Source organism: Nitrosomonas cryotolerans ATCC 49181, assembly GCF_900143275.1.
In the GTDB taxonomy this organism is placed as follows: Bacteria; Pseudomonadota; Gammaproteobacteria; order Burkholderiales; family Nitrosomonadaceae; genus Nitrosomonas; species Nitrosomonas cryotolerans.
On the sequence record NZ_FSRO01000001.1, the window covers coordinates 2,619,314 to 2,638,815 of the forward strand.

The 19,502-nt window shown below is 41.1% G+C and carries 17 protein-coding genes and 4 tRNA genes; 17 read left to right on the forward strand and 4 right to left on the reverse strand.

The features are described 5' to 3' along the window. Positions 1–554: 554 nt before the first annotated feature. The 3 genes from gltX to BUQ89_RS11670 all read left to right on the forward strand — a co-directional run bounded on the left by gltX (position 555) and on the right by BUQ89_RS11670 (position 2,199). Complete coding sequence (gene gltX, locus BUQ89_RS11660; protein WP_028460860.1) at positions 555–1,946, forward strand: glutamate--tRNA ligase; 1,392 nt, start codon at positions 555–557, stop codon at positions 1,944–1,946. 53 nt (positions 1,947–1,999) lie between these two features. Continuing rightward, positions 2,000–2,075, forward strand: a tRNA-Ala gene (locus BUQ89_RS11665). A 48-nt stretch (positions 2,076–2,123) separates the two neighbouring features. Further along, positions 2,124–2,199 (forward strand) — tRNA-Glu (locus tag BUQ89_RS11670). A gap of 266 nt (positions 2,200–2,465) precedes the next feature. On the opposite strand, the gene BUQ89_RS14015 is transcribed toward BUQ89_RS11670, so the two are convergent. After that, entirely contained in the window at positions 2,466–2,678 is a 213-nt protein-coding gene (locus BUQ89_RS14015; RefSeq protein ID WP_218612801.1) for a hypothetical protein, read from the reverse strand. A 242-nt stretch (positions 2,679–2,920) separates the two neighbouring features. Between BUQ89_RS14015 and BUQ89_RS11680 the strand changes: the two genes are divergently transcribed. The 3 genes from BUQ89_RS11680 to BUQ89_RS11690 all read left to right on the forward strand — a co-directional run bounded on the left by BUQ89_RS11680 (position 2,921) and on the right by BUQ89_RS11690 (position 5,322). After that, on the forward strand, positions 2,921–3,202 hold the full coding sequence (locus tag BUQ89_RS11680) for a PepSY domain-containing protein (RefSeq protein ID WP_028460859.1): 282 nt from the start codon (positions 2,921–2,923) through the stop codon (positions 3,200–3,202). 96 nt (positions 3,203–3,298) lie between these two features. Next, a complete protein-coding gene (locus tag BUQ89_RS11685) occupies positions 3,299–3,985 on the forward strand; it encodes a response regulator transcription factor (RefSeq protein WP_028460858.1) in 687 nt (228 codons plus the stop codon). Then, positions 3,982–5,322: an ATP-binding protein gene (locus tag BUQ89_RS11690; protein WP_028460857.1), complete on the forward strand. Its 1,341-nt coding sequence runs from the start codon at positions 3,982–3,984 to the stop codon at positions 5,320–5,322. The genes BUQ89_RS11685 and BUQ89_RS11690 overlap by 4 nt, the downstream gene beginning before the upstream one ends. Positions 5,323–5,985: 663 nt before the next feature. On the opposite strand, the gene BUQ89_RS11695 is transcribed toward BUQ89_RS11690, so the two are convergent. After that, positions 5,986–6,070: transfer RNA gene (locus BUQ89_RS11695), tRNA-Leu, on the reverse strand. A gap of 73 nt (positions 6,071–6,143) precedes the next feature. Here BUQ89_RS11695 and rnr point away from each other — a divergent pair. The 10 genes from rnr to BUQ89_RS11745 all read left to right on the forward strand — a co-directional run bounded on the left by rnr (position 6,144) and on the right by BUQ89_RS11745 (position 17,164). Next, on the forward strand, positions 6,144–8,381 hold the full coding sequence (gene rnr, locus BUQ89_RS11700) for a ribonuclease R (protein WP_051537502.1): 2,238 nt from the start codon (positions 6,144–6,146) through the stop codon (positions 8,379–8,381). Between the two features lie 149 nt (positions 8,382–8,530). Further along, positions 8,531–9,289 (forward strand): 23S rRNA (guanosine(2251)-2'-O)-methyltransferase RlmB, encoded by a 759-nt coding sequence (gene rlmB / locus BUQ89_RS11705; RefSeq protein ID WP_028460856.1) that lies wholly within the window; start codon positions 8,531–8,533, stop codon positions 9,287–9,289. Positions 9,290–9,453: 164 nt separating this feature from the next. Then, positions 9,454–11,208 (forward strand): arginine--tRNA ligase, encoded by a 1,755-nt coding sequence (gene argS / locus BUQ89_RS11710; protein WP_028460855.1) that lies wholly within the window; start codon positions 9,454–9,456, stop codon positions 11,206–11,208. A gap of 24 nt (positions 11,209–11,232) precedes the next feature. After that, entirely contained in the window at positions 11,233–11,856 is a 624-nt protein-coding gene (locus BUQ89_RS11715) for an SPOR domain-containing protein (protein WP_028460854.1), read from the forward strand. Positions 11,857–12,087: 231 nt separating this feature from the next. Then, complete coding sequence (locus BUQ89_RS14295) at positions 12,088–12,267, forward strand: thioredoxin domain-containing protein (protein ID WP_256205421.1); 180 nt, start codon at positions 12,088–12,090, stop codon at positions 12,265–12,267. Between the two features lie 24 nt (positions 12,268–12,291). Next, positions 12,292–12,753, forward strand: coding sequence for a peptide-methionine (S)-S-oxide reductase MsrA (gene msrA / locus BUQ89_RS11725; protein ID WP_028460853.1), 462 nt, complete (start codon positions 12,292–12,294; stop codon positions 12,751–12,753). Between the two features lie 368 nt (positions 12,754–13,121). Then, positions 13,122–13,739 (forward strand): guanylate kinase, encoded by a 618-nt coding sequence (gene gmk, locus BUQ89_RS11730; protein ID WP_028460852.1) that lies wholly within the window; start codon positions 13,122–13,124, stop codon positions 13,737–13,739. A 116-nt stretch (positions 13,740–13,855) separates the two neighbouring features. Beyond that, entirely contained in the window at positions 13,856–14,062 is a 207-nt protein-coding gene (rpoZ, locus tag BUQ89_RS11735; protein WP_028460851.1) for a DNA-directed RNA polymerase subunit omega, read from the forward strand. 296 nt (positions 14,063–14,358) lie between these two features. After that, on the forward strand, positions 14,359–16,467 hold the full coding sequence (locus BUQ89_RS11740) for a RelA/SpoT family protein (protein ID WP_028460850.1): 2,109 nt from the start codon (positions 14,359–14,361) through the stop codon (positions 16,465–16,467). A 31-nt stretch (positions 16,468–16,498) separates the two neighbouring features. Then, complete coding sequence (locus BUQ89_RS11745) at positions 16,499–17,164, forward strand: STAS domain-containing protein (RefSeq protein ID WP_143071205.1); 666 nt, start codon at positions 16,499–16,501, stop codon at positions 17,162–17,164. Positions 17,165–17,176: 12 nt separating this feature from the next. On the opposite strand, the gene BUQ89_RS11750 is transcribed toward BUQ89_RS11745, so the two are convergent. Next, positions 17,177–18,631: a bifunctional 2-methylcitrate dehydratase/aconitate hydratase gene (locus tag BUQ89_RS11750; protein WP_028460848.1), complete on the reverse strand. Its 1,455-nt coding sequence runs from the start codon at positions 18,629–18,631 to the stop codon at positions 17,177–17,179. A gap of 316 nt (positions 18,632–18,947) precedes the next feature. Here BUQ89_RS11750 and BUQ89_RS11755 point away from each other — a divergent pair. Further along, positions 18,948–19,023: transfer RNA gene (locus BUQ89_RS11755), tRNA-Asn, on the forward strand. 191 nt (positions 19,024–19,214) lie between these two features. Here BUQ89_RS11755 and BUQ89_RS11760 read toward each other — a convergent pair. Next, positions 19,215–19,487 carry a hypothetical protein gene (locus BUQ89_RS11760; RefSeq protein WP_143772774.1) on the reverse strand — a complete coding sequence of 91 codons (273 nt, stop codon included), beginning with the start codon at positions 19,485–19,487 and terminating at the stop codon, positions 19,215–19,217. Between the last annotated feature and the right edge of the window lie 15 nt (positions 19,488–19,502).

Genomic DNA, 19,502 nt, shown 5'->3' on the forward strand with positions numbered 1-19,502 from the left:
TCTGACTATTGATTATAAATAGCTAATTTTTCAACTATAGGAGCTTTGCAAAGGTCTCGATTCAATTGCGTTAATATCCAGTAGTGATTAAAACATCCCCCAGAATCATCAAAATTTGACTATCCAACGCGATATCACAGCCAAACAAACATAAATTACTTAAAAACTGCACACTAATTGTTACATAAAAAAAACAAAATCTATCAAGCTAGCTTACTGTTGAATTCACATAAACCAGACAAATAAGCCAGATAATACAGTTTAACGATCAGGTAGGATATGAAACCGGGTAATCATAGATAAAAATGGAAAATTTAAATAAGGTATAATTTGTTGAATTTACGGATAGTTTTAATACTCAGATAATAATTCCCGCATCATCATTCCATTAAGTAATATCATCTACGAATCAATTAATTCTTTGAACAAGAACTATTTCCCAATATTAATTTGCACATTCACATTATAGAAATGGCCAAGAAAAACACTACTATTCCAGAATCGCGTAAACTGTCCTACTCTTTAAACTCGCATTCATTGACACATTCATCATGATGATACGTACTCGTTTTGCACCTAGTCCAACTGGTTATCTTCACATTGGTGGTGCCCGTACCGCGTTATTTTCCTGGGCCTATGCGCGCAAGCATGGTGGGAAATTCATTCTACGAATTGAAGATACCGATCTTGAACGTTCTACAAAACAATCCACTCAAGAAATTCTTGATGGCATGGCATGGTTAGGGCTTGATTATGATGAAGGTCCGCTCTACCAAATGCAACGATTAGCACGTTACCAAGAAATAGCAGAACAGTTATTACAAACTAATCAGGCTTACTATTGCTACGCCAGCAAGGAAGAGCTCGATATGATGCGCGAACAACAATTAGCTGCAGGTCTGAAGCCAAGATATGATGGCCGCTGGCGTGATTCAAAAAAAACACCCCCTACCGGAGTTAAACCGGTCATTCGATTCAAAAACCCCAGAGAGGGTCATGTCGTATTTAATGATTTGGTTAAAGGTCGAATCGCCGTTGCCAATCATGAACTAGATGATTTGGTACTGATACGGAGTGATGGCGTTCCCACCTATAACTTCAGCGTAGTGCTGGATGATCTTGACATGAATATCAGCCATGTTATTCGTGGCGATGATCACGTGAACAATACGCCGCGCCAGATTAACATCCTCAAGACATTAGACGCACCATTACCATACTATGCGCATGTGCCCATGATATTGGGCACTGATGGTGAGCGTTTATCCAAAAGACATGGCGCAGTTTCAGTAACTCAGTATCGTGATAATGGCTATTTACCTGAAGCACTGATTAATTATTTAGCAAGACTGGGTTGGTCTCATGGTGACGAAGAAATATTTAGTCAAGAACAACTGATCGCATGGTTTGATTTAACATCGATCAATCGCTCACCCGCAAGATTCAACCCAGAAAAACTATGCTGGTTAAATCAGCAATACCTCAAAACAGCAGATAATTCCCGCTTAGCAAAACTAGCTGTACCCTTTCTTGAAGCCGATGAATGTAATATCAAAGCAGGGCCCGACTTATCACTGGTAGTTGATTTACTCAAGGAACGAGTCAATACTATCGAGGAACTTGCTGATGCAGCGGTCTACTTCTTTCGTTCTTTGGAGCCCTCAGATGAACTTAAGATACAACATTTGAATAAGGAGGTAAAACCTGTATTAACGGACTTGATGAAAAGATTTGCCACTATTAAATGGAACCGCCAAACTATCCACAATGAAATTAAATCAACCGCAACAGAACATGGTATTAAACTGCCTAAGTTAGCAATGCCACTAAGAGTCATAATAACGGGTGAAGCACAGACGCCTTCAATAGATGCGGTACTTGATCTATTGGGTCAAGAAGAGACACTTCACCGCATGAAAAAGAAAATAAGTAGTCTTCCTGACTGATCTTGACTTTACATTAGCACACCGCATCAGTATAATCCCTTTTCCTTTGATCAGGGGGTATAGCTCAGCTGGGAGAGCGCTTGCATGGCATGCAAGAGGTCAGCGGTTCGATCCCGCTTATCTCCACCAGTTATCGCCAGTGGTAGATAAAATACGATCACTGATTAAAATCCTTTAGTCCCCATCGTCTAGAGGCCTAGGACATCACCCTTTCACGGTGAGTACAGGGGTTCGAATCCCCTTGGGGACGCCAATCAAAGTCTGTATTGATTGGCAAATATTGCAATTGATTCAATTCTCCTGGCACAGTTTCTGTGCCTATATTTCCTCAATCTCTCAATCAAATTCCGCTTATTTCTGTATTTCCGGTTCTAATCACTCCGTTCAGCTTACGTTCATTATTACTTGTGTAGCATACCCATCATCAGGAATAGGCCTGAGCAAATAAACACTATGAATGATGGAGATATCATAATGATAATCAAAAAAAGGATTCCAGAAACGCTTTTAATGTTGGTATTAGCGGGCATAATTACGGCGATCCCAGTCACTGCCACGGCGGGAAGAGATCATCATAGACATGATCATCATAGATATGATCGCGACCACCATAGACACGATCACAAACACAAACATCGTAAGCGTCACAAACAACACAAACAGCACAAACACTACGAATATAACACATACATCTATCAATCCACCCCACAACCAAGGCCAGCTTATCAACAACCCAGATATATCAATTCTCAGCCAAGATATATTGATAATCGCACTTATACCAATAACCAGTATTCAGGCCCATCCCCAGAATATTATGGTTATCCTCCCAATGTTATGCTGGGCATAGATACAGGAAATGCGCGCTTTATGTTACGCTATTGATAATGGAGCCTGGTAATGGGCAATGATCAATTGCTCATTACCGACCAGTCCTCCATATTCTTCATATCTGTACGACAGGTCGCATTATCATGAGTATGTTTCGAGGTATCTTATTAATCGTTGTTCTAACGACCAGTTTCACGCCATACGTCGTAGCGGATGAAAAAAATAATATTTTACTAGCCAGCAGCCATCAATCGGGCATTTCTCAGCAAAAAGCGGTCACTATCGCGCAGCAGCATATAAAAGGTCGAGTGCTAGCAGCAAACCGTATCGATAACATGTATCGGATCAAAATACTCAGTCATCAAGGTAGTGTACATATTCTTATGATACACGCCATTGATGGAACCATTGTGTCTTCTCATTGATGGGAAGAACACGGACCGCGGTATATTGCCCCAGTAAAACTACCCCCTACCCTGTTCCTATTCTTATCTGTTACCTCAAACTCCAAGAAATATAAGATGCGCATTCTAATTATTGAAGATGAGATTCAGTTACAAGTACAGATCCGCCAGAAATTAGAAATGGATGGCTATATGGTAGATACCTGTAATAATGGAGAAGAAGGATTATTCTTTGCCAGTGAATATCCAATAGATGCGGTTATTATAGATATCGGATTACCAGGAATATCAGGCTTAGAAGTTATAAGGAAATTACGCGAACAAGGCAGCATATTACCAATATTAATTTTAACAGCAAGAGATAGCTGGCAAGATAAAGTCAAAGGTTTGGAAACCGGTGCTGACGACTATCTAGCCAAACCTTTTCAAATGGAGGAACTACAGGCGAGAATCAAAGCCCTGTTACGTCGCTCGATGGGTACATCCAATACGCAATTGCAGTACGGCTCGATCCTGGTTAATATCGATACTCAATCAGTAACCGTTGCAGGTAGCGAAATCGATTTAACTACTTTTGAATATCGCTTGCTCGAACAATTGATACGCTATCAGGGAGAAATTCTTTCTAAACAGGTACTGACAGACTACCTTTATCCTCACAATGAAGACCGCGACAGCAATGTGCTTGAAGTAATGGTAGGACGACTACGTCGCAAGCTTGACCCAAACGGGAACCTTAATCCTATCGAAACGGTGCGTGGTCGCGGCTATCGTTTTAAATCAAATCATAAAAACACAGTATGATGTCCTTAAATCAGCGTATTTTATTAAGTGCTACGCTGGTTCTGTTGATCTTTATCGTAGGCATTGCTTTAACCTTAGATCGTGCGTTTTATGATAGCGCTCGTTTAGGCGTGCAAGATCGCATGCTTGCACAGGCACTCTTATTAATGGGTGACGCAGAAGTTGATGAAACGGGTGTTTTGCATATGCCCAGTCATCTACTTGACACTGAGTTGAGCGGACCGAATTCCGGAACTTATGCATTCATCATGAACCAGGCTCAAACCATTGCCTGGCAATCTGTTTCAGCTTTAAATAAATCAATACCGGCTCAAAGACCACTAAAACAAGGAATCAGAAACTTTAAACAGGTAGAAATTGATGGAAAAGCACATTTCATATACAGCTTCGGCGTAGCCTGGACAACAGAAACCAACGTCTACCCACTGACTTTCAATGTCGTTACGGATATGACATTATTTGATGCTCAGATTGAACGTTATCGTGAGGATCTCTGGGGATGGCTTGGTGTGATGGCGTTGCTACTATTAATTACCCAAATGCTGGTATTACGCTGGGGCCTACAACCTATGCGTCAGGTTTCCACTGAACTCGCTGCAATTGAATCTGGGTTACAGAAAAATGTGAAAGGTATTTATCCACCCGAACTGAAGCTACTGACGGATAGCATTAATTCTTTAATTAACCATGAGCGCAAACAACAAAAACGTTACCGCAATGGACTAGCCGATCTGGCACACAGTCTTAAAACGCCACTGACCATTCTTTATGGAATAATCAATATTGAAGGAGATAATGAACAGAAAAAAAGAACGGCTATCAATGAGCAAGTCCATCGTATGGACAATATCATCCAATATCATTTACGTCGAGCAGCAACAGCCGGAAGCTCTCCTGGAACACGCTTAATTACGTTACGCCCAATCGTTAATCGAATCATCAACACCGTTAAAAGAGCACATTACAGCAAGCATCCTGAAATAAAAATTGAAGTAGATGATACGATTAATTTACGTATTGACGAAGGAGATTTAATGGAGTTGCTTGGCAATCTCGTCGATAATGCCTTTAAATGGTGTCACCGTGTTATCCATTTCTCTGCCAAATATCAGCAAGATAAAATTATTATTCGGATAGAGGATGATGGCCCTGGTATTCAGCAAAATGCAGTAAAAAGAATTCTTGAACGAGGAGTGCGTGCAGATCAATCAACACCAGGTCACGGCATTGGACTTGCGATTGTCCGCGATATTGTTCATGTGTATGCTGGCGAACTATCAATTAGTCAGAATGAAATGAATGGCGCCAGTATTATTATTAAGCTTAGTCGCTATTAATAAAGAACTGTCAGGATTATAAGTAATGTATCAAAGCCCGAATCCAGATTACATGAAAAATACGAGACCTTTGCAAAACCCCAATAATTTAAAAATTAACCCTTTATAATCAATAGTAGAAAACTTCTGGAGAGGACTTTTGCAAAAGTCTCAATACATGAGCCCTGCTCTCCCCATGCCATATAGTCAAAAATCTTTTCCGAGATCAATTGAACTTGCTCAATATAACAAACCTGGCTTGATACACCTTAATTCGATCGATCTATCCCTTATACGATCTTAAGATTACATGTTCCCAGTCAGATACCAATCATCTATTGAAACAAAGAATAAAAGGTTTAGAATACCATAGTGGTGCAATATCTTTACTTGAAAGACTATGATATAAAGGCGTTATAAAGAAAAATGCTTAAGCAGGTTACTTTAAGCGTAAGCGCAGGTTACTTTAAGCGCAAGCGGATTTTCTCTTGCATTCCTTGAACGATAGAAATATGGAGGGGAGTGTGATATAAGCTGGATACTGAAATAAGAAATAATTAGATATCCGATATTCTAACTGTCCAGAATATCAAGAAATAGCAGTGTCGCTCTGATCGGTATCGTTCCTGATACAGGCGTTTAAAAGCTGTTTTTATTATTCAGCGTATCACAAATAATGAAAGCTGGTGCCCAGAAGAGGACTCGAACCTCCACACCCGAAGGCACATGGACCTGAACCATGCGCGTCTACCAATTCCGCCATCTGGGCACATATACACCCGCATCCTGTCTAGTCTATCTAGGATGGCGGGAAGTTCGCCATTCTATAGGAAATCACTGTTTTGTCAATTAAGAAGAAATATAAACTGCGCAATCTGGATCCCTATCTTGAGCGTGAGAAGAAACGTTATGGCAACCCATTGCCTAGCCGAGAATATATCCTACAGATCATGAAAGAACAAGGTATCCCTATTACCGAACAGGCATTGCAAAAACTCCTGAACATTACCTTAGAGGAACATGAGATCTTTCGTCATCGACTGGCTGCAATGGTACGTGAAGGTCAGATAATGCGTAATCGCAAGGGTGATATTTGTGTCATGGAGAAACTTGCCTTAATCAAAGGAAGAGTGCAAGGCCATGCCGATGGATATGGTTTTTTGCTGCCAGATGATGGTAATACCGATTTATTTCTGAGCGCCAAGGAAATGCATAAGGCATTACATGGTGATCGTGTAGTGGTACGTGAAATAGGTGTAGACCGGCGTGGCCGAAAAGAAGCAACCATAGTAGAGGTTTTAGAGCGCGTCAATACACAACTGGTTGGTCGGTTGCATATTGATCATGGCATCTTGTTTGTAGTCGCAGAAAATCGGCGTATCAGTCAGGATATTCTCATACCCAAGGAAGAATCTCTGCATGCAAAAGCCGGACAAGTCGTCATTATAAAGATTATCCAGCAACCCAGCAGAAAAATTCAGCCTATCGGCCATGTTATTGAGATTTTGGGTGATTACACAGCACCCGGGATGGAAATTGAAATTGCGTTACGCAAACATGATCTACCTCATCAATTTTCACCGGAAATAGAACAGCTTTCTGTAAAGTTTCCCAAGCGATTATTAAAAAAAGAGCTCATTGACAGAGAAGATATTCGTCATTTGCCATTGATAACAATTGATAGCGAAACAGCACGTGATTTTGATGATGCTGTATATTGTGAGAGCGTCGGCAAGGATTACAAACTATACGTTGCCATCGCTGATGTCAGTCATTATGTGCATAGTAATGATGCTATTGATCGGGAAGCATTCGAGCGAGGTAACTCAGTCTATTTTCCAAGACGAGTCATCCCTATGTTGCCGGAAATACTCTCCAATGGACTATGCTCGCTTAATCCGCAGAGAAATCGCCTCTGTATGGTCTGCGAAATACACCTCCAATCCAATGGTGAACTCCTTAGTTATCGTTTCTATCCTGCGATTATGCGCTCGCACGCACGGCTGACTTATAATAAAGTCACAGCGATATTAACTAATTCAAAAGGAAAAGAAGCACAGCAAAACATAAAGCTTCTCCCGCATATACAGTTACTATACAAGTTATATAAAACACTATTAAAAGCACGGAAAAAGCGTGGTGCGATTGATTTCGAAACGATTGAAACACAAATGATCTTCAATGACGAGGGTAAAATTGAGAAAATTCAACCCGTACAACGTACTGACGCTCACCGTATTATCGAAGAATGTATGCTGGCTGCAAATGTATGTGCTTCAAACCTGCTACAAAAACACAACCAACCCGCTATTTACCGTATTCATGAAGGGCCAACCCCAGACAAACTTGAATCATTGCGGAATTTTCTTAAAGAGTTTGGCTTACGATTAGGCGGAAGAGATAAACCTGGCGCTAAGGATTATGCCAAAGTATTATTGAGTATAAGAGATAGACCTGACGCACAACTACTGCAAACCGTGATGTTAAGATCTATGCAACAAGCTATTTACAGCCCTGATAATATTGGTCATTTTGGATTAGCATACGAATCTTATACACACTTCACCTCGCCTATTCGTCGTTATCCAGATTTACTGGTACATCGTGCGATTAAAGCTGTATTAAATGGCGATCAGTATTCGCCAGGCGATTGGCACGAATTAGGTAAACATTGCTCACAAACTGAACGACGTGCTGATGAGGCGACCCGTGATGTCGAATCATGGTTAAAGTGCTTCTATATGCAGGATAGAATTGGGGAACATTTTGATGGAATTATCAGCGGTGTCACAGGATTTGGGTTATTCGTCGCATTAGCTGATGTTTATGTGGAAGGACTCGTACATATTTCTGAGCTACCCCGCGATTATTTTCATTTTGATGCTGCTAAACATACATTACAAGGCGAACGTAGCGGCAAGCAGTACCGCCTTGGTGACCGGCTGCGTGTCAAGCTCGTACGCGTAGATCTGGAAACCAGCAAAATTGATTTTGTATTATCCGAAACAACCCAGACCGCTGACAAATCTGGTTTTAAAAAAGAAACCAAAAAAAAGAAACGATTTAAAACCGTTCCGTGAGATTTCATCTATCTACCAGTATATATCGCTAATCCATATTAAATATCAGAACACAATTGTTATAAACTTCTATAATTCACACCATATCGCCCTTCGTCAAGCATCGTTCTTACGTTGAATTAAGTACTCACGTTTAAATATAAATAAATATGTCTAATATTCACCTAATCTTTGGTTTCCACGTTGTCGTTAGTCGCCTGCGGCAACATCCGGATAGTATCAGGGAAATATTCATTGACTCTGCACGTCATGATCAGCGTACACGGGACCTAATAAAACTTGCAGAAACCCAGGGAATTCGCTTGATCTCCTGTGACAATACAAGACTCACAAATATGGCTGGAGCCAGACATCATCAAGGCGTCGCCGCAACTATTGATACAACAAGAATTTATGTCGACATTGATGATATTTTGGATACACTATCCGAACCTGCCCGGCTACTCGTATTAGATGGCATTCAGGATCCACATAATTTAGGCGCATGCCTACGCGTAGCGGATGCTTTTGGTATCCATGCAGTAATCGCGCCTAAAGATCGAGCAGTTGGGCTGACTGCTACCGTTCACAAAGTATCCAGTGGTGCAGCTGATACGGTGCCCTACATAGCCGTCACCAATTTGGCGCGGACCTTAAGAAAACTAAAACAACGCGACATATGGATAGTCGGAACCGCGGCGGATGCAGATAATCATCTAAACTCTGTTACACTAAGTGGGTCAATCGCTTGGGTACTGGGGGCAGAAGGCGAAGGCATGCGACGCCTCACACGGGAGACCTGCGACCAATTAATCCGCATTCCCATGCTCGGAAGCGTAGAAAGTCTTAATGTCTCAGTCAGCGCGGGAATTTGTTTATTTGAAACTTATCGCCAGCAAGCAACGATAAAATCAGCCTCTTCTGATTAACATTCATTTGTTCATTGTCATTCAATTAAGCCCACTCAGTAGGCAGAATAAAATCAACACTTAGATAAAGAAGACATGAGCGATATCTTTAATCATGCGAAAAATGATAAATATAATTTCTTCCAATCTCATCATAATACAAACTATATAGACAATTTTCTACCATGATTCTGCCAGATCTATCTAATTTTAAAGCTCATCTTGCCAAACTTCTACATCACGCTGCGGAAAAAATAATACCACCAGACTTATCGGTACATATTGAACTGGCTCGTACTAAACAGGCTAGTCATGGTGATTATTCCTGTAATCTGGCCATGCAATTAGCAAAATCCTTACGTAAGAATCCTCGTGATATCGCTAACCTGTTAATTGATGCGATACCAGACTCGCCTTATCTGGAAAAGGTTGAGGTCGCGGGAGCAGGATTTATTAATTTATTTCTCAAGATTGCTGCCAAACAACAGTTTCCACATTACGTGCTGCAAAGTGGCGATAAATTTGGTTGCAGCAACTTTGGTCAGAAAAAACAAGTTCAAGTAGAATTTGTTTCAGCTAATCCAACTGGGCCATTACACGTCGGTCATGGACGAGGCGCAGCATTTGGTGCAAGCCTTGCTAACATACTGACTGCCACTGGCTTTTCTGTCACACGTGAATATTATGTTAACGATGCAGGACGTCAAATGGACATTTTGACACTTTCCACTTGGCTACGTTACATGGAACTTTACGATTCTAAAATACCATTCCCGGAAAATGCCTACCAGGGTGAATACGTTCGGAATATGGCACGGCTCATACAGCAAGCTCATGGAAAACGCTACGTTCATCAGTCTGAATCATGGTTACAGAATTCTCATATAGCGACTACAACGGCGATTGACTTGGATGCACAATTAGACCGATTAATTATCCATGTAAAAAAGCTGCTGGGACAAGATTACGCATACATACATAATTTTGTACTTACCGAACAATTAGGTGACTGTCGTAACGATTTAATGGAATTCGGTGTGGAATTCGATATCTGGTTTTCTGAGCAGTCACTGTTTGACAATGGCCTGGTAGCGCATGCTGTTCATTTACTCGAAATAAAGCAACTTCTATATCAAAAGGATGGTGCTACATGGTTTCGCTCAACTGATTTTGGTGATGAGAAAGATCGGGTTGTGCAACGAGAAAACGGACAGTTTACTTATTTCGCATCTGATATTGCTTATCATCTCAATAAATTTGAACGGGGCTTTGAACAAGTTATCAATGTATGGGGTGCAGATCACCACGGCTACATCATGCGGGTAAAGGGCGCACTCCAGGCATTGGAACTGGACCCGGCAAAGCTAGAAATTGCACTGGTACAGTTTGCAGTGCTCTACCGAGATGGGGAAAAAGCAGCCATGTCCACTCGTTCAGGAGATTTTGTGACACTTCGAGAGTTACGCCAGGAAGTAGGAAAAGATGCAGCACGATTCTTTTATGTCATGCGTAAAAGTGATCAGCATCTTGATTTTGATCTGGATCTCGCAAAATCACAGAGTAACGACAATCCAGTGTATTACGTACAATATGCCCATGCTCGAGTGTGTAGCGTACTGGATCAATGGAATGAGGATATAAGCATACTGGCCCATACCAACACCGAAGCACTCACAAGTCCTGCCGAATTATTACTACTGCAAAAGCTAATTGATTTCCCGGATATTGTAGAAGCGGCCGCAAAAGAATTTTCTCCGCATTTGATTGCTTTTTACCTCAGAGAGCTAGCGAGTGAATTTCATAGTTATTATAATGCAACACGTTTTCTGGTGTCTGACATTACACTCCGACATGCTCGGCTGATCTTGATTATTGCAATACGGCAAGTATTGAATAATGGGCTGGCGCTATTAGGTGTGAATGCTCCAGAGAAAATGTAACCAGATTAATAAATAAGGATTCCCATGAGCCGAGATTACAAATCCCGCAAGTCATCGACAACCAGTAAAAATGGGAGCTCGCTGATTTGGGGGCTTTTTATAGGTTATGCAATGGGTCTTATAAGCGCTATCGGTGTATGGATATACCTGAGTCAGGCCCCTAGTCCATTTCTATCCAATGAAAAACTAACCGATAGCCCATCAACAAAACAAGACATCAGTAAAGCGCCATCTAAAATACAGCCCTCTATTACCCCTGAAGAAAAAGTAGCCAAAGTCGATGAAAAACTTAGATTTGATTTTTACAAAATACTGCCAGGTATTGAGGAGCCTGTCACGGAGCAGGAATTTAAAGAAGCAGTACAACAACCGCCTCCAATTAAAAGTCAAAATAGCTCAGTAGAAAACTATTTTCTTCAAGTTGGATCCTTTAAGAGAGCAGAGGAAGCGGAGAATCTAAAAGCAAGGCTTGCATTACTCGGCATGGTGTCATCAATCCAATCTGCAGATTTATCAGAGAAAGGAATCTGGCATAGAGTTCGGATCGGACCTTTTACAGACGTAAATGAAGTTAATCAGGTTCGCACATCCTTACAGAAAAATGGCATAAAGGCCAATTTTATCAAAGTTCGCGAAAATACACGATAAAAGACCGCTGCATAACTGTGTTTTTGAGCTTTTCTGATTACTTGCAGCATCGATAAATCAAACACTTAAAAATCTTATCCAGCCCGAGATAACAGTTATGCAGCGGTCTTGATAATGCTATTGTTATTTTAAGACATTAATTCGTCAGCACAATACATCGTATTCATATGTCGAAAAAAAACCAATTTAGCTGAAGAATCTGTATGATTTAACTGGATCAAAGAACAAGGTATCGATCAAGACAAACTTATTCATACGTATAATTCCTTTACGGTACAAAACCAGGTTGCTAAATCAACACAAATGTCACGACAGTATAAATTATCGGATGCTCCTACATTAGTTGTTGATGGTCAATATCTAACCAGTGAGAAAATAAATGGAACACCACAAGACACCATCCAACAGTGATCACAAAGGCATCGCATTAGACTCATGGTAGAAAAAATAATTTTTGGAGCAGGTTGTTTCTGGGGTGTAGAAGCAACATTTCGCCGGCTAAAAGGCGTCAGCAATATTATATGCGGCTATTCAGGCGGACATACCAAATACCCTACATATCCTGATGTTTGTACAGGAAGAACCGGACACGTTGAAGTCGTACAGGTAACATATGAATCATTAGAAATTTCATGTGAAGAATTGCTCGATGTATTCTGGAATTGTCATAATCCGACTACTCAGGATCGACAGGGTGCGGACGTTGGAACACAATATCGCTCTGTTATATTTTTTCTGACGCCAGAACAAGAAACAGCAGCAAAACTCTCTCTGCAAATCTTACAGCAAGATAAACGCTACCAAGAACCAATCGTAACGAAAATCTTGCCGGCTGTCACATTTTATCCAGCAGAAGAGTACCATCAACGCTATCTCGAAAAACAAGGCTTACGCTGATAGTCTATTATCAAGCATTTCTCTCAGACTGGGATAATATCAGCTCAAATAAAACGAGCACATTTTCTCTATCAATGTCGATAGAACCAACTGTAAATAACGTCAACCGAAAAAATTCTCACTCAAAAACCGACAGGATTCTTTCGATTCTATGCATTATAGATAATAAAGATCGAGCTAGAGCATATCAGATCAAGTTGCTTTTCAGATGAATCATCCAGCAATCAAAAAATAGCGCGCTCTTATTTCATGGTAACTGTAAAAATATCGCACCAGAGAAAACAATACTATTAAAATATTAGAAAACCGAATACAAGCTACATTACATTCAGTGCGACATCATCCACTGACATACATAGCGAATTAATATGACTACAATAGCAGGTAATTTATTTATTATTAGCGCGCCTTCTGGCGCAGGAAAAACCAGTCTAGTCAAAGCACTGTTAAAGAATGACCTCAATCTTAACTTATCGATTTCTCATACTTCGCGCCCACCCCGCGCAGGAGAAGTCAATGGGCGAGACTACCATTTCATCAGCAAAGATACTTTCAGACAGATGTTGCAACAGGGTGAGTTTTTAGAAAGTGCCCAGGTTTATGGGAATTTCTACGGCACCTCAAAAAAATGGATTAATGAAACGATGGCATCGGGTCATGATATTTTGCTAGAGATCGACTGTCAGGGTGCCCAGCAAGTACGGCGAACTTTCCATCAGGTAGTCGGAATTTTTATCTTGCCACCATCCGCAGACACACTCGCAACACGTTTAATGGCGCGTGGACAGGATAGTCCTGAAGTTATGCAGAAAAGACTCGCTGCTGTATGCGAAGAAGTAACACATATCCATGAGTTTGATTATGTTATCATCAATAAGAATTTGGAAGAAGCCGTCAGTGATCTTGTCTGTATTGTACGGGCAGAACGCTTAAAAAAAGCACGGCAACTTGTAAATCATCATAGATTGATTGCGCAACTTGAATAAAATATTCATCAATAATTTGATCATGCAGCTATTTATTGAATAGCCAACTTGATAAAAGCCACATCATAATTGATATACTGTAATCTCATTTAGTTAACCTATCATAGAATAAAATTATGGCACGTATTACTGTTGACGACTGTCTAAAAAAAATTCCAAATAGATTTGATATGACCCTGGTTGCCACCACCCGAGCAAGGCAACTTGCAATAGGCTCTACTCCTATGGTGGAGTCTGATCGCGACAAACCTACTGTATTAGCTTTACGCGAGATAGCCCAAGGTAAGATAGGTATCGATATACTTAATTCTAAAAATATATAATTTCAGACAATTCTATTAGTCAGAGGAATATGTTGGCACACCGGCCCCAGATCGGAAGATGCTGATAGCGCTATCGATAATTACAATTAGCTATTTAATCGTTTTACACAATATTGTATTTTTGATTACCTCGAAACTATTTTATAGGATCTTAGATAAACACAGCAATATCACATCCTTATACACTAACTAGAAACTCATAATTTAATTTAAAATTAGCATTGATAAAAACTTTATATTAAGAAATGAAAAAAAAACTGATCTCTGTTAAATACCTGCCAAATTAATTACTCGCTATGTCTGAGGCGGAGCTGCTATTTTTTGAAACTTCTAAATATCTTAAGGCAGAGGATGTTTCCCAACTTAAGAGTGCCTATGCATTTGGCCAAGGAGCACATTATGGGCAATTCCGAAAATCTGGTGAACCGTACATTTCTCATCCTCTAGCCGTAGCAAGAATACTCGGAAAACTACATCTTGACGTACGCACACTTACTGCTGCGTTGCTGCATGATGTAGTAGAAGATACCCACATTTCCAAAGCTGAAATCAGTGAGAGATTTGGCCTACCAGTAGCAGAATTAGTTGATGGTGTTTCTAAGTTAGACAAAATCGAATCTCAAACGCATGCTGATGCACAAGCTGAGAATTTTCGAAAAATGCTGCTAGCAATGGCGAGGGATGTACGCGTCATACTGATCAAGTTAGCTGATCGACTTCATAATATGCGAACACTTGAGGTGATGCGATCAGAAAAGAAACGCCGTATTGCACGTGAAACTCTGGAAATATATGCGCCCATTGCGCATCGACTCGGCCTTAATAATATCTACCAAGAATTGCAGGAACTGGGTTTTCGTTATTCTTTCCCTACGCGCTACAAGGTACTGATCAAAGCGACCAAGGCAGCACGCGGTAATCGCCGAGAAATCGTAGGAAAAATACTTGAAGCCATTAAATCACGTCTTCAAACAGCAGGATTAGATGCAAAAGTAAGCGGACGCGAAAAACATCTCTACAGTATTTACAATAAAATGGTAGAGAAACATTTAACGTTTTCTGAAGTATTAGATATTTATGGGTTCCGCGTTATTGTGAAGGATATTACCTCATGTTACGTAGCGCTGGGAGCTTTGCACAGTTTATACAAGCCCATTCCGGGAAAATTTAAAGATTATATTGCCATTCCTAAAGCCAACGGCTATCAGTCATTACACAATACATTATTCGGACCCTATGGTCTCCCGATAGAAATACAGATTCGTACTGCAGAGATGCACCGAATTGCCGAAGCCGGGGTTGCTTCGCATTGGCTCTATAAAAGCTCCGATGCGGATCTTGATGATCTATACATGAAAACCAACCAATGGCTGCAAAGCCTATTGGAAACCTTGAGCGACTCTGCTGATTCTTCAGAATTCCTAGAGCATCTTAAAATTGATCTATTTCCGGGTGACGTCTATGTATTCACCCCTAAGGGAGAGATATTAACATTGCCGAGAGGCTCAACAGCGGTGGATTTCGCTTACGCAGTACATACCGATGTTGGTAATTGTTGCGTAGCCGTTAAAATCAACGGCGAAAATGCACCATTACGCAACAGACTCAAAAATGGCGATCGAGTAGAAATTATCACCGCTCCTTACGCCAAGCCTAACCCTGTTTGGCTTACCTATGTTGCTACTGGCAGAGCACGTTCGCATATTCGCCATTTTCTCAAGACAATTCAATATGATGAATCAATTAAGCTCGGTGAACGCCTATTAAATCAAGCACTACTTTCCTTCAAAACAGATCCGGAGAGCATCAATGAAGCGCAATGGGAAAAGCTAGTCCGCGATAGCGGCGTTAAATCCAAAAAAGAACTACTGGCCGATATGGCGCTTGGCAAGCAGTTGCCTGTCGTTGCTGCAAAGCGTTTGGCAAATCCAGGAGAATCTATTTCTGATGGAAACGAAACAAATGGGCCTATCACCATACTCGGCACGGAAGGTATGTCAGTGCAGTTTGCCAAATGCTGTCATCCGATCCCAGGAGATATCATCGTTGGCTTTATCAAGAAAGATCATGGATTGATCATTCATACCGATGATTGTCCAATTATTGCTAACAGTCGGAAAAATGCAGACAACTGTCTGGGCGTAACCTGGGGCAAAGATATCGACAGGATTTTCAAAGTCGGCATAAAAGTTGTTACAGCTAATAAACGAGGCGTACTAGCCAGAGTTGCGGCAGAAATTGCTAAAGCCCATTCAAATATTGACGATGTTATTATGGAAAGCGAAGAAGGCTATACGGCCATGCGTTTTATTCTACAAGCCAAAAATAGATTACATCTTGCGCAAGTGATGCGAGGCCTGAGACGCATTAAAGAAGTAGTCAAAATAAACCGAGTTAAAGATTGATGAGAATAATTTTTCCAGGTTAGTAGTAGCCATGATGAGAGCAAATAAGATTGCACTGGATTTTACTTCACCAGGAGCACTCCCTCCCGACTCAACAGATCTGATCAGACAGATTACGGCCGAAATTGAAACCTCTATTCGTACTCTTGAACAAGCACTGGAAACTAACGTTATGAAGGAGGCGGGCTGGCAATTGCTAGCTTCATTTTATCTGGGCACCAATCGCATAAATGACTTTAGCGCCTTGAAGAGTCGATATGAAAATTGTTTCAAAACCCCCATATTCGCCGAGCTTGGTCAAGAAAAACAACCCCCGGATTCATCCGATATAACCTTCGAAATACCCCAAAGAATTACATGTCAATCACTACCAGAAATTCCAGCGATACTTGAAGCCTGCACATCACGGGATGGCGCTGTATTAGATTTTTCCCGCGTACAAAGTACTGATATCAGTGGCATCAAGGCACTAACAAATCTCTTCACCCAACTACCGCATGATCGTATCCGATTAAAAATAACAGGGATTGCTCGCTTTATCGATAATCTGGAAAAGACAGCCGACAGTAGCTCAGGAATTGAAGAAATGTGGAATCTATTATTTGCATACCATCGTTTCTGTGACGATATGCATACATTCGATGATCTTGCGATCAAGTATGCAACTCGTTTTAGTATCTCACCGCCCTCCTGGTAATAAAGCGTCTTATCATCCGGCTGCAAACATATCGACAAACTCATCCACTGGCGTTACCTCCAGTTTTTTTGCATCTCGGCATAAATTAAAGATCGCTTGTTGTTGTTCAAACGGAAAACAACGGGCAAGATTCGCTTTAAATTTAGTCTCCAACAATGAAATCGCTTCGTCACGACGCCGCTTATGTCCCACAGGATAGTGCACCACAACTTCTCCCAGAGTACTGCCATCTTTTAATTCTATTATGATTCCATTGGCAATGGAACGCTTCCCTGGATCATGATAGTCCCGAGTAAATTGTTGATCTTCCATACAGAATATTTTTTCACGCAATTGATCAATGCGCGGGTCGGCAGCCATCTTATCCTCATAATCAACTGCGGTAAGCCGGCCAAATAGCAATGCAATAGCAACCATATATTGCATACAATGATCGCGATCAGCCGGATTATTCAGTGGCCCCTGTTTGTCAATAATACGTATCGCGGCTTCATGAGTGCGGATCGTAATTTTTTTAACATGGTCTATTTGTGCTGTTACCAGTGGATGTAACTGCATCGCACACTCCACCGCTGTTTGAGCATGAAATTCAGCAGGAAATGAAACCTTGAATAAGATATTCTCCATTACATAAGCATCCCATTGAGCAATTGGCCGTTGAAAACGGAATGGTTTCCCTCTGAATAGCACATCATAGAAACCCCAGGTTTGGGCCGTTAGCGCGGAAGGATAACCCATCTCACCTTTAAGGGTGATTAATGCGAGCCATACTGCGCGACTCGTCGCATCACCTGCAGCCCAGGATTTACGCGAACCCGTATTGGGGAACTGGCGATAAGTGCGCAGTGGTTGCCCATCCACCCACGCCTGAGAGAGCGCATTGATAACCTGATTCATATCACCGCCCAGCAAATGCATCACAACTGCCGCAGAAGCAACTTTTACCAGCAATACATGATCCAGCCCCACTTGATTGAAACTATTTTCCAATGCTAAACAGCCTTGAATTTCATGTGCTTTAATCATTGCGGTTAGCACATCATGCATCGTCAATAATTTTCCGCCAGTTGTACGTGCATTACGTGAAAGCCAGTCAGCCGTTGCTAGTATTCCACCCAGATTATCCGATGGATGCCCCCATTCTGCAGCCAGCCAAGTATCATTGAAATCAAGCCAGCGAATCATTGTGCCAATATTAAATGCAGCTTGTACTGGGTCAAGTTGGAACCGTGTTCCGGGAACTCTGGCACCATTAGGTACAACGCTTCCTGACACGACGGGTCCTAATAATTGAGTGCATGCTGGATAGGATAACGCCTCCAGGCCACACCCTAATGTATCCATCAAACAATTACGTGCGATATCATAAGCATAATTGCTTTGAATACGATGATTCACTACATAACGTGCAATATCCACTAACACCTGATCGGGTTGTGGCCGATCTTTCGAAAAAGAAGCATCCATATCTAATTGTTGAATAACATAATTGTATTGTTCAAATTGGTAATAGCAATCTAACTCATCTGGTGCAAATAATCATGCGAATACTGGCAGATCTCTTAATATACCGCAATGGATTATCAGGAATAAGAAATCCGGCAACAAGGTACCATACTGCTACAGTTTCATGGTTCCAAAATTGGATCAATGGTAAATGGGCACTACCCCTATTTTTTAGGAAAAAACGATCCATTTGAATTCTTGAAACACATGTAATACCGATATGTACAAGAAGGTTGACCAACGTAACTCAACACGCTATGATAACAACCTTTCCAGATCCCTGATAGCTCAGTTGGTAGAGCGACGGACTGTTAATCCGCAGGTCCCAGGTTCGAGCCCTGGTCGGGGAGCCAATTTAATTTGGTGCAAATCTGGACATTCTATTGAAAATATCTATTTTTATGCTGCAACAGCATGTGCAAACACAGATTAAATATCGGCAATCTCTTTCTAGCTGTATCTGATCTGAATCTCACTCATCGGCAGTTTTAAGTATTCTTTTCCGAAGCCGCTTGTCTTATCCAGTAGTTTCAAACGTAACGCTTTAGTAAAAACTCAAAACTAATTTTGTTTGATTCCGGATAATTGCTGTTAATAACGATATCCTGCAATCCAAATCAGTCATTCCTGTTTCCTGGCCTGCATCTTGTGGCAACAATCTAATAATGAAAAATTCAGCGGAAAAAACTTTTTTAACTGCTTTATAACGCCGTTCAGTTGCGCTCTTGATTACTTCCAGCTCGATGGTCAGTTTTGCTAATCCGTCGTCCTCGCTTTTCATCCCAAATTTTCCATTAGGAGAACCTATTGAATACATTTGGAATTCTCTAAA

Coding starts and splice junctions, on each gene's coding strand:
- gltX (WP_028460860.1), top strand. CDS start 555: ATGATACGTACTCGTTTTGCACCTAGTCCAACTGGTTATCTTCACATT.
- BUQ89_RS11680 (WP_028460859.1), top strand. CDS start 2,921: ATGAGTATGTTTCGAGGTATCTTATTAATCGTTGTTCTAACGACCAGT.
- BUQ89_RS11685 (WP_028460858.1), top strand. CDS start 3,299: ATGCGCATTCTAATTATTGAAGATGAGATTCAGTTACAAGTACAGATC.
- BUQ89_RS11690 (WP_028460857.1), top strand. CDS start 3,982: ATGATGTCCTTAAATCAGCGTATTTTATTAAGTGCTACGCTGGTTCTG.
- rlmB (WP_028460856.1), top strand. CDS start 8,531: ATGTCTAATATTCACCTAATCTTTGGTTTCCACGTTGTCGTTAGTCGC.
- argS (WP_028460855.1), top strand. CDS start 9,454: ATGATTCTGCCAGATCTATCTAATTTTAAAGCTCATCTTGCCAAACTT.
- BUQ89_RS11715 (WP_028460854.1), top strand. CDS start 11,233: ATGAGCCGAGATTACAAATCCCGCAAGTCATCGACAACCAGTAAAAAT.
- msrA (WP_028460853.1), top strand. CDS start 12,292: ATGGTAGAAAAAATAATTTTTGGAGCAGGTTGTTTCTGGGGTGTAGAA.
- gmk (WP_028460852.1), top strand. CDS start 13,122: ATGACTACAATAGCAGGTAATTTATTTATTATTAGCGCGCCTTCTGGC.
- rpoZ (WP_028460851.1), top strand. CDS start 13,856: ATGGCACGTATTACTGTTGACGACTGTCTAAAAAAAATTCCAAATAGA.
- BUQ89_RS11740 (WP_028460850.1), top strand. CDS start 14,359: ATGTCTGAGGCGGAGCTGCTATTTTTTGAAACTTCTAAATATCTTAAG.
- BUQ89_RS11745 (WP_143071205.1), top strand. CDS start 16,499: ATGATGAGAGCAAATAAGATTGCACTGGATTTTACTTCACCAGGAGCA.
- BUQ89_RS11750 (WP_028460848.1), bottom strand. CDS start 18,631: ATGGATGCTTCTTTTTCGAAAGATCGGCCACAACCCGATCAGGTGTTA.
- BUQ89_RS11760 (WP_143772774.1), bottom strand. CDS start 19,487: ATGTATTCAATAGGTTCTCCTAATGGAAAATTTGGGATGAAAAGCGAG.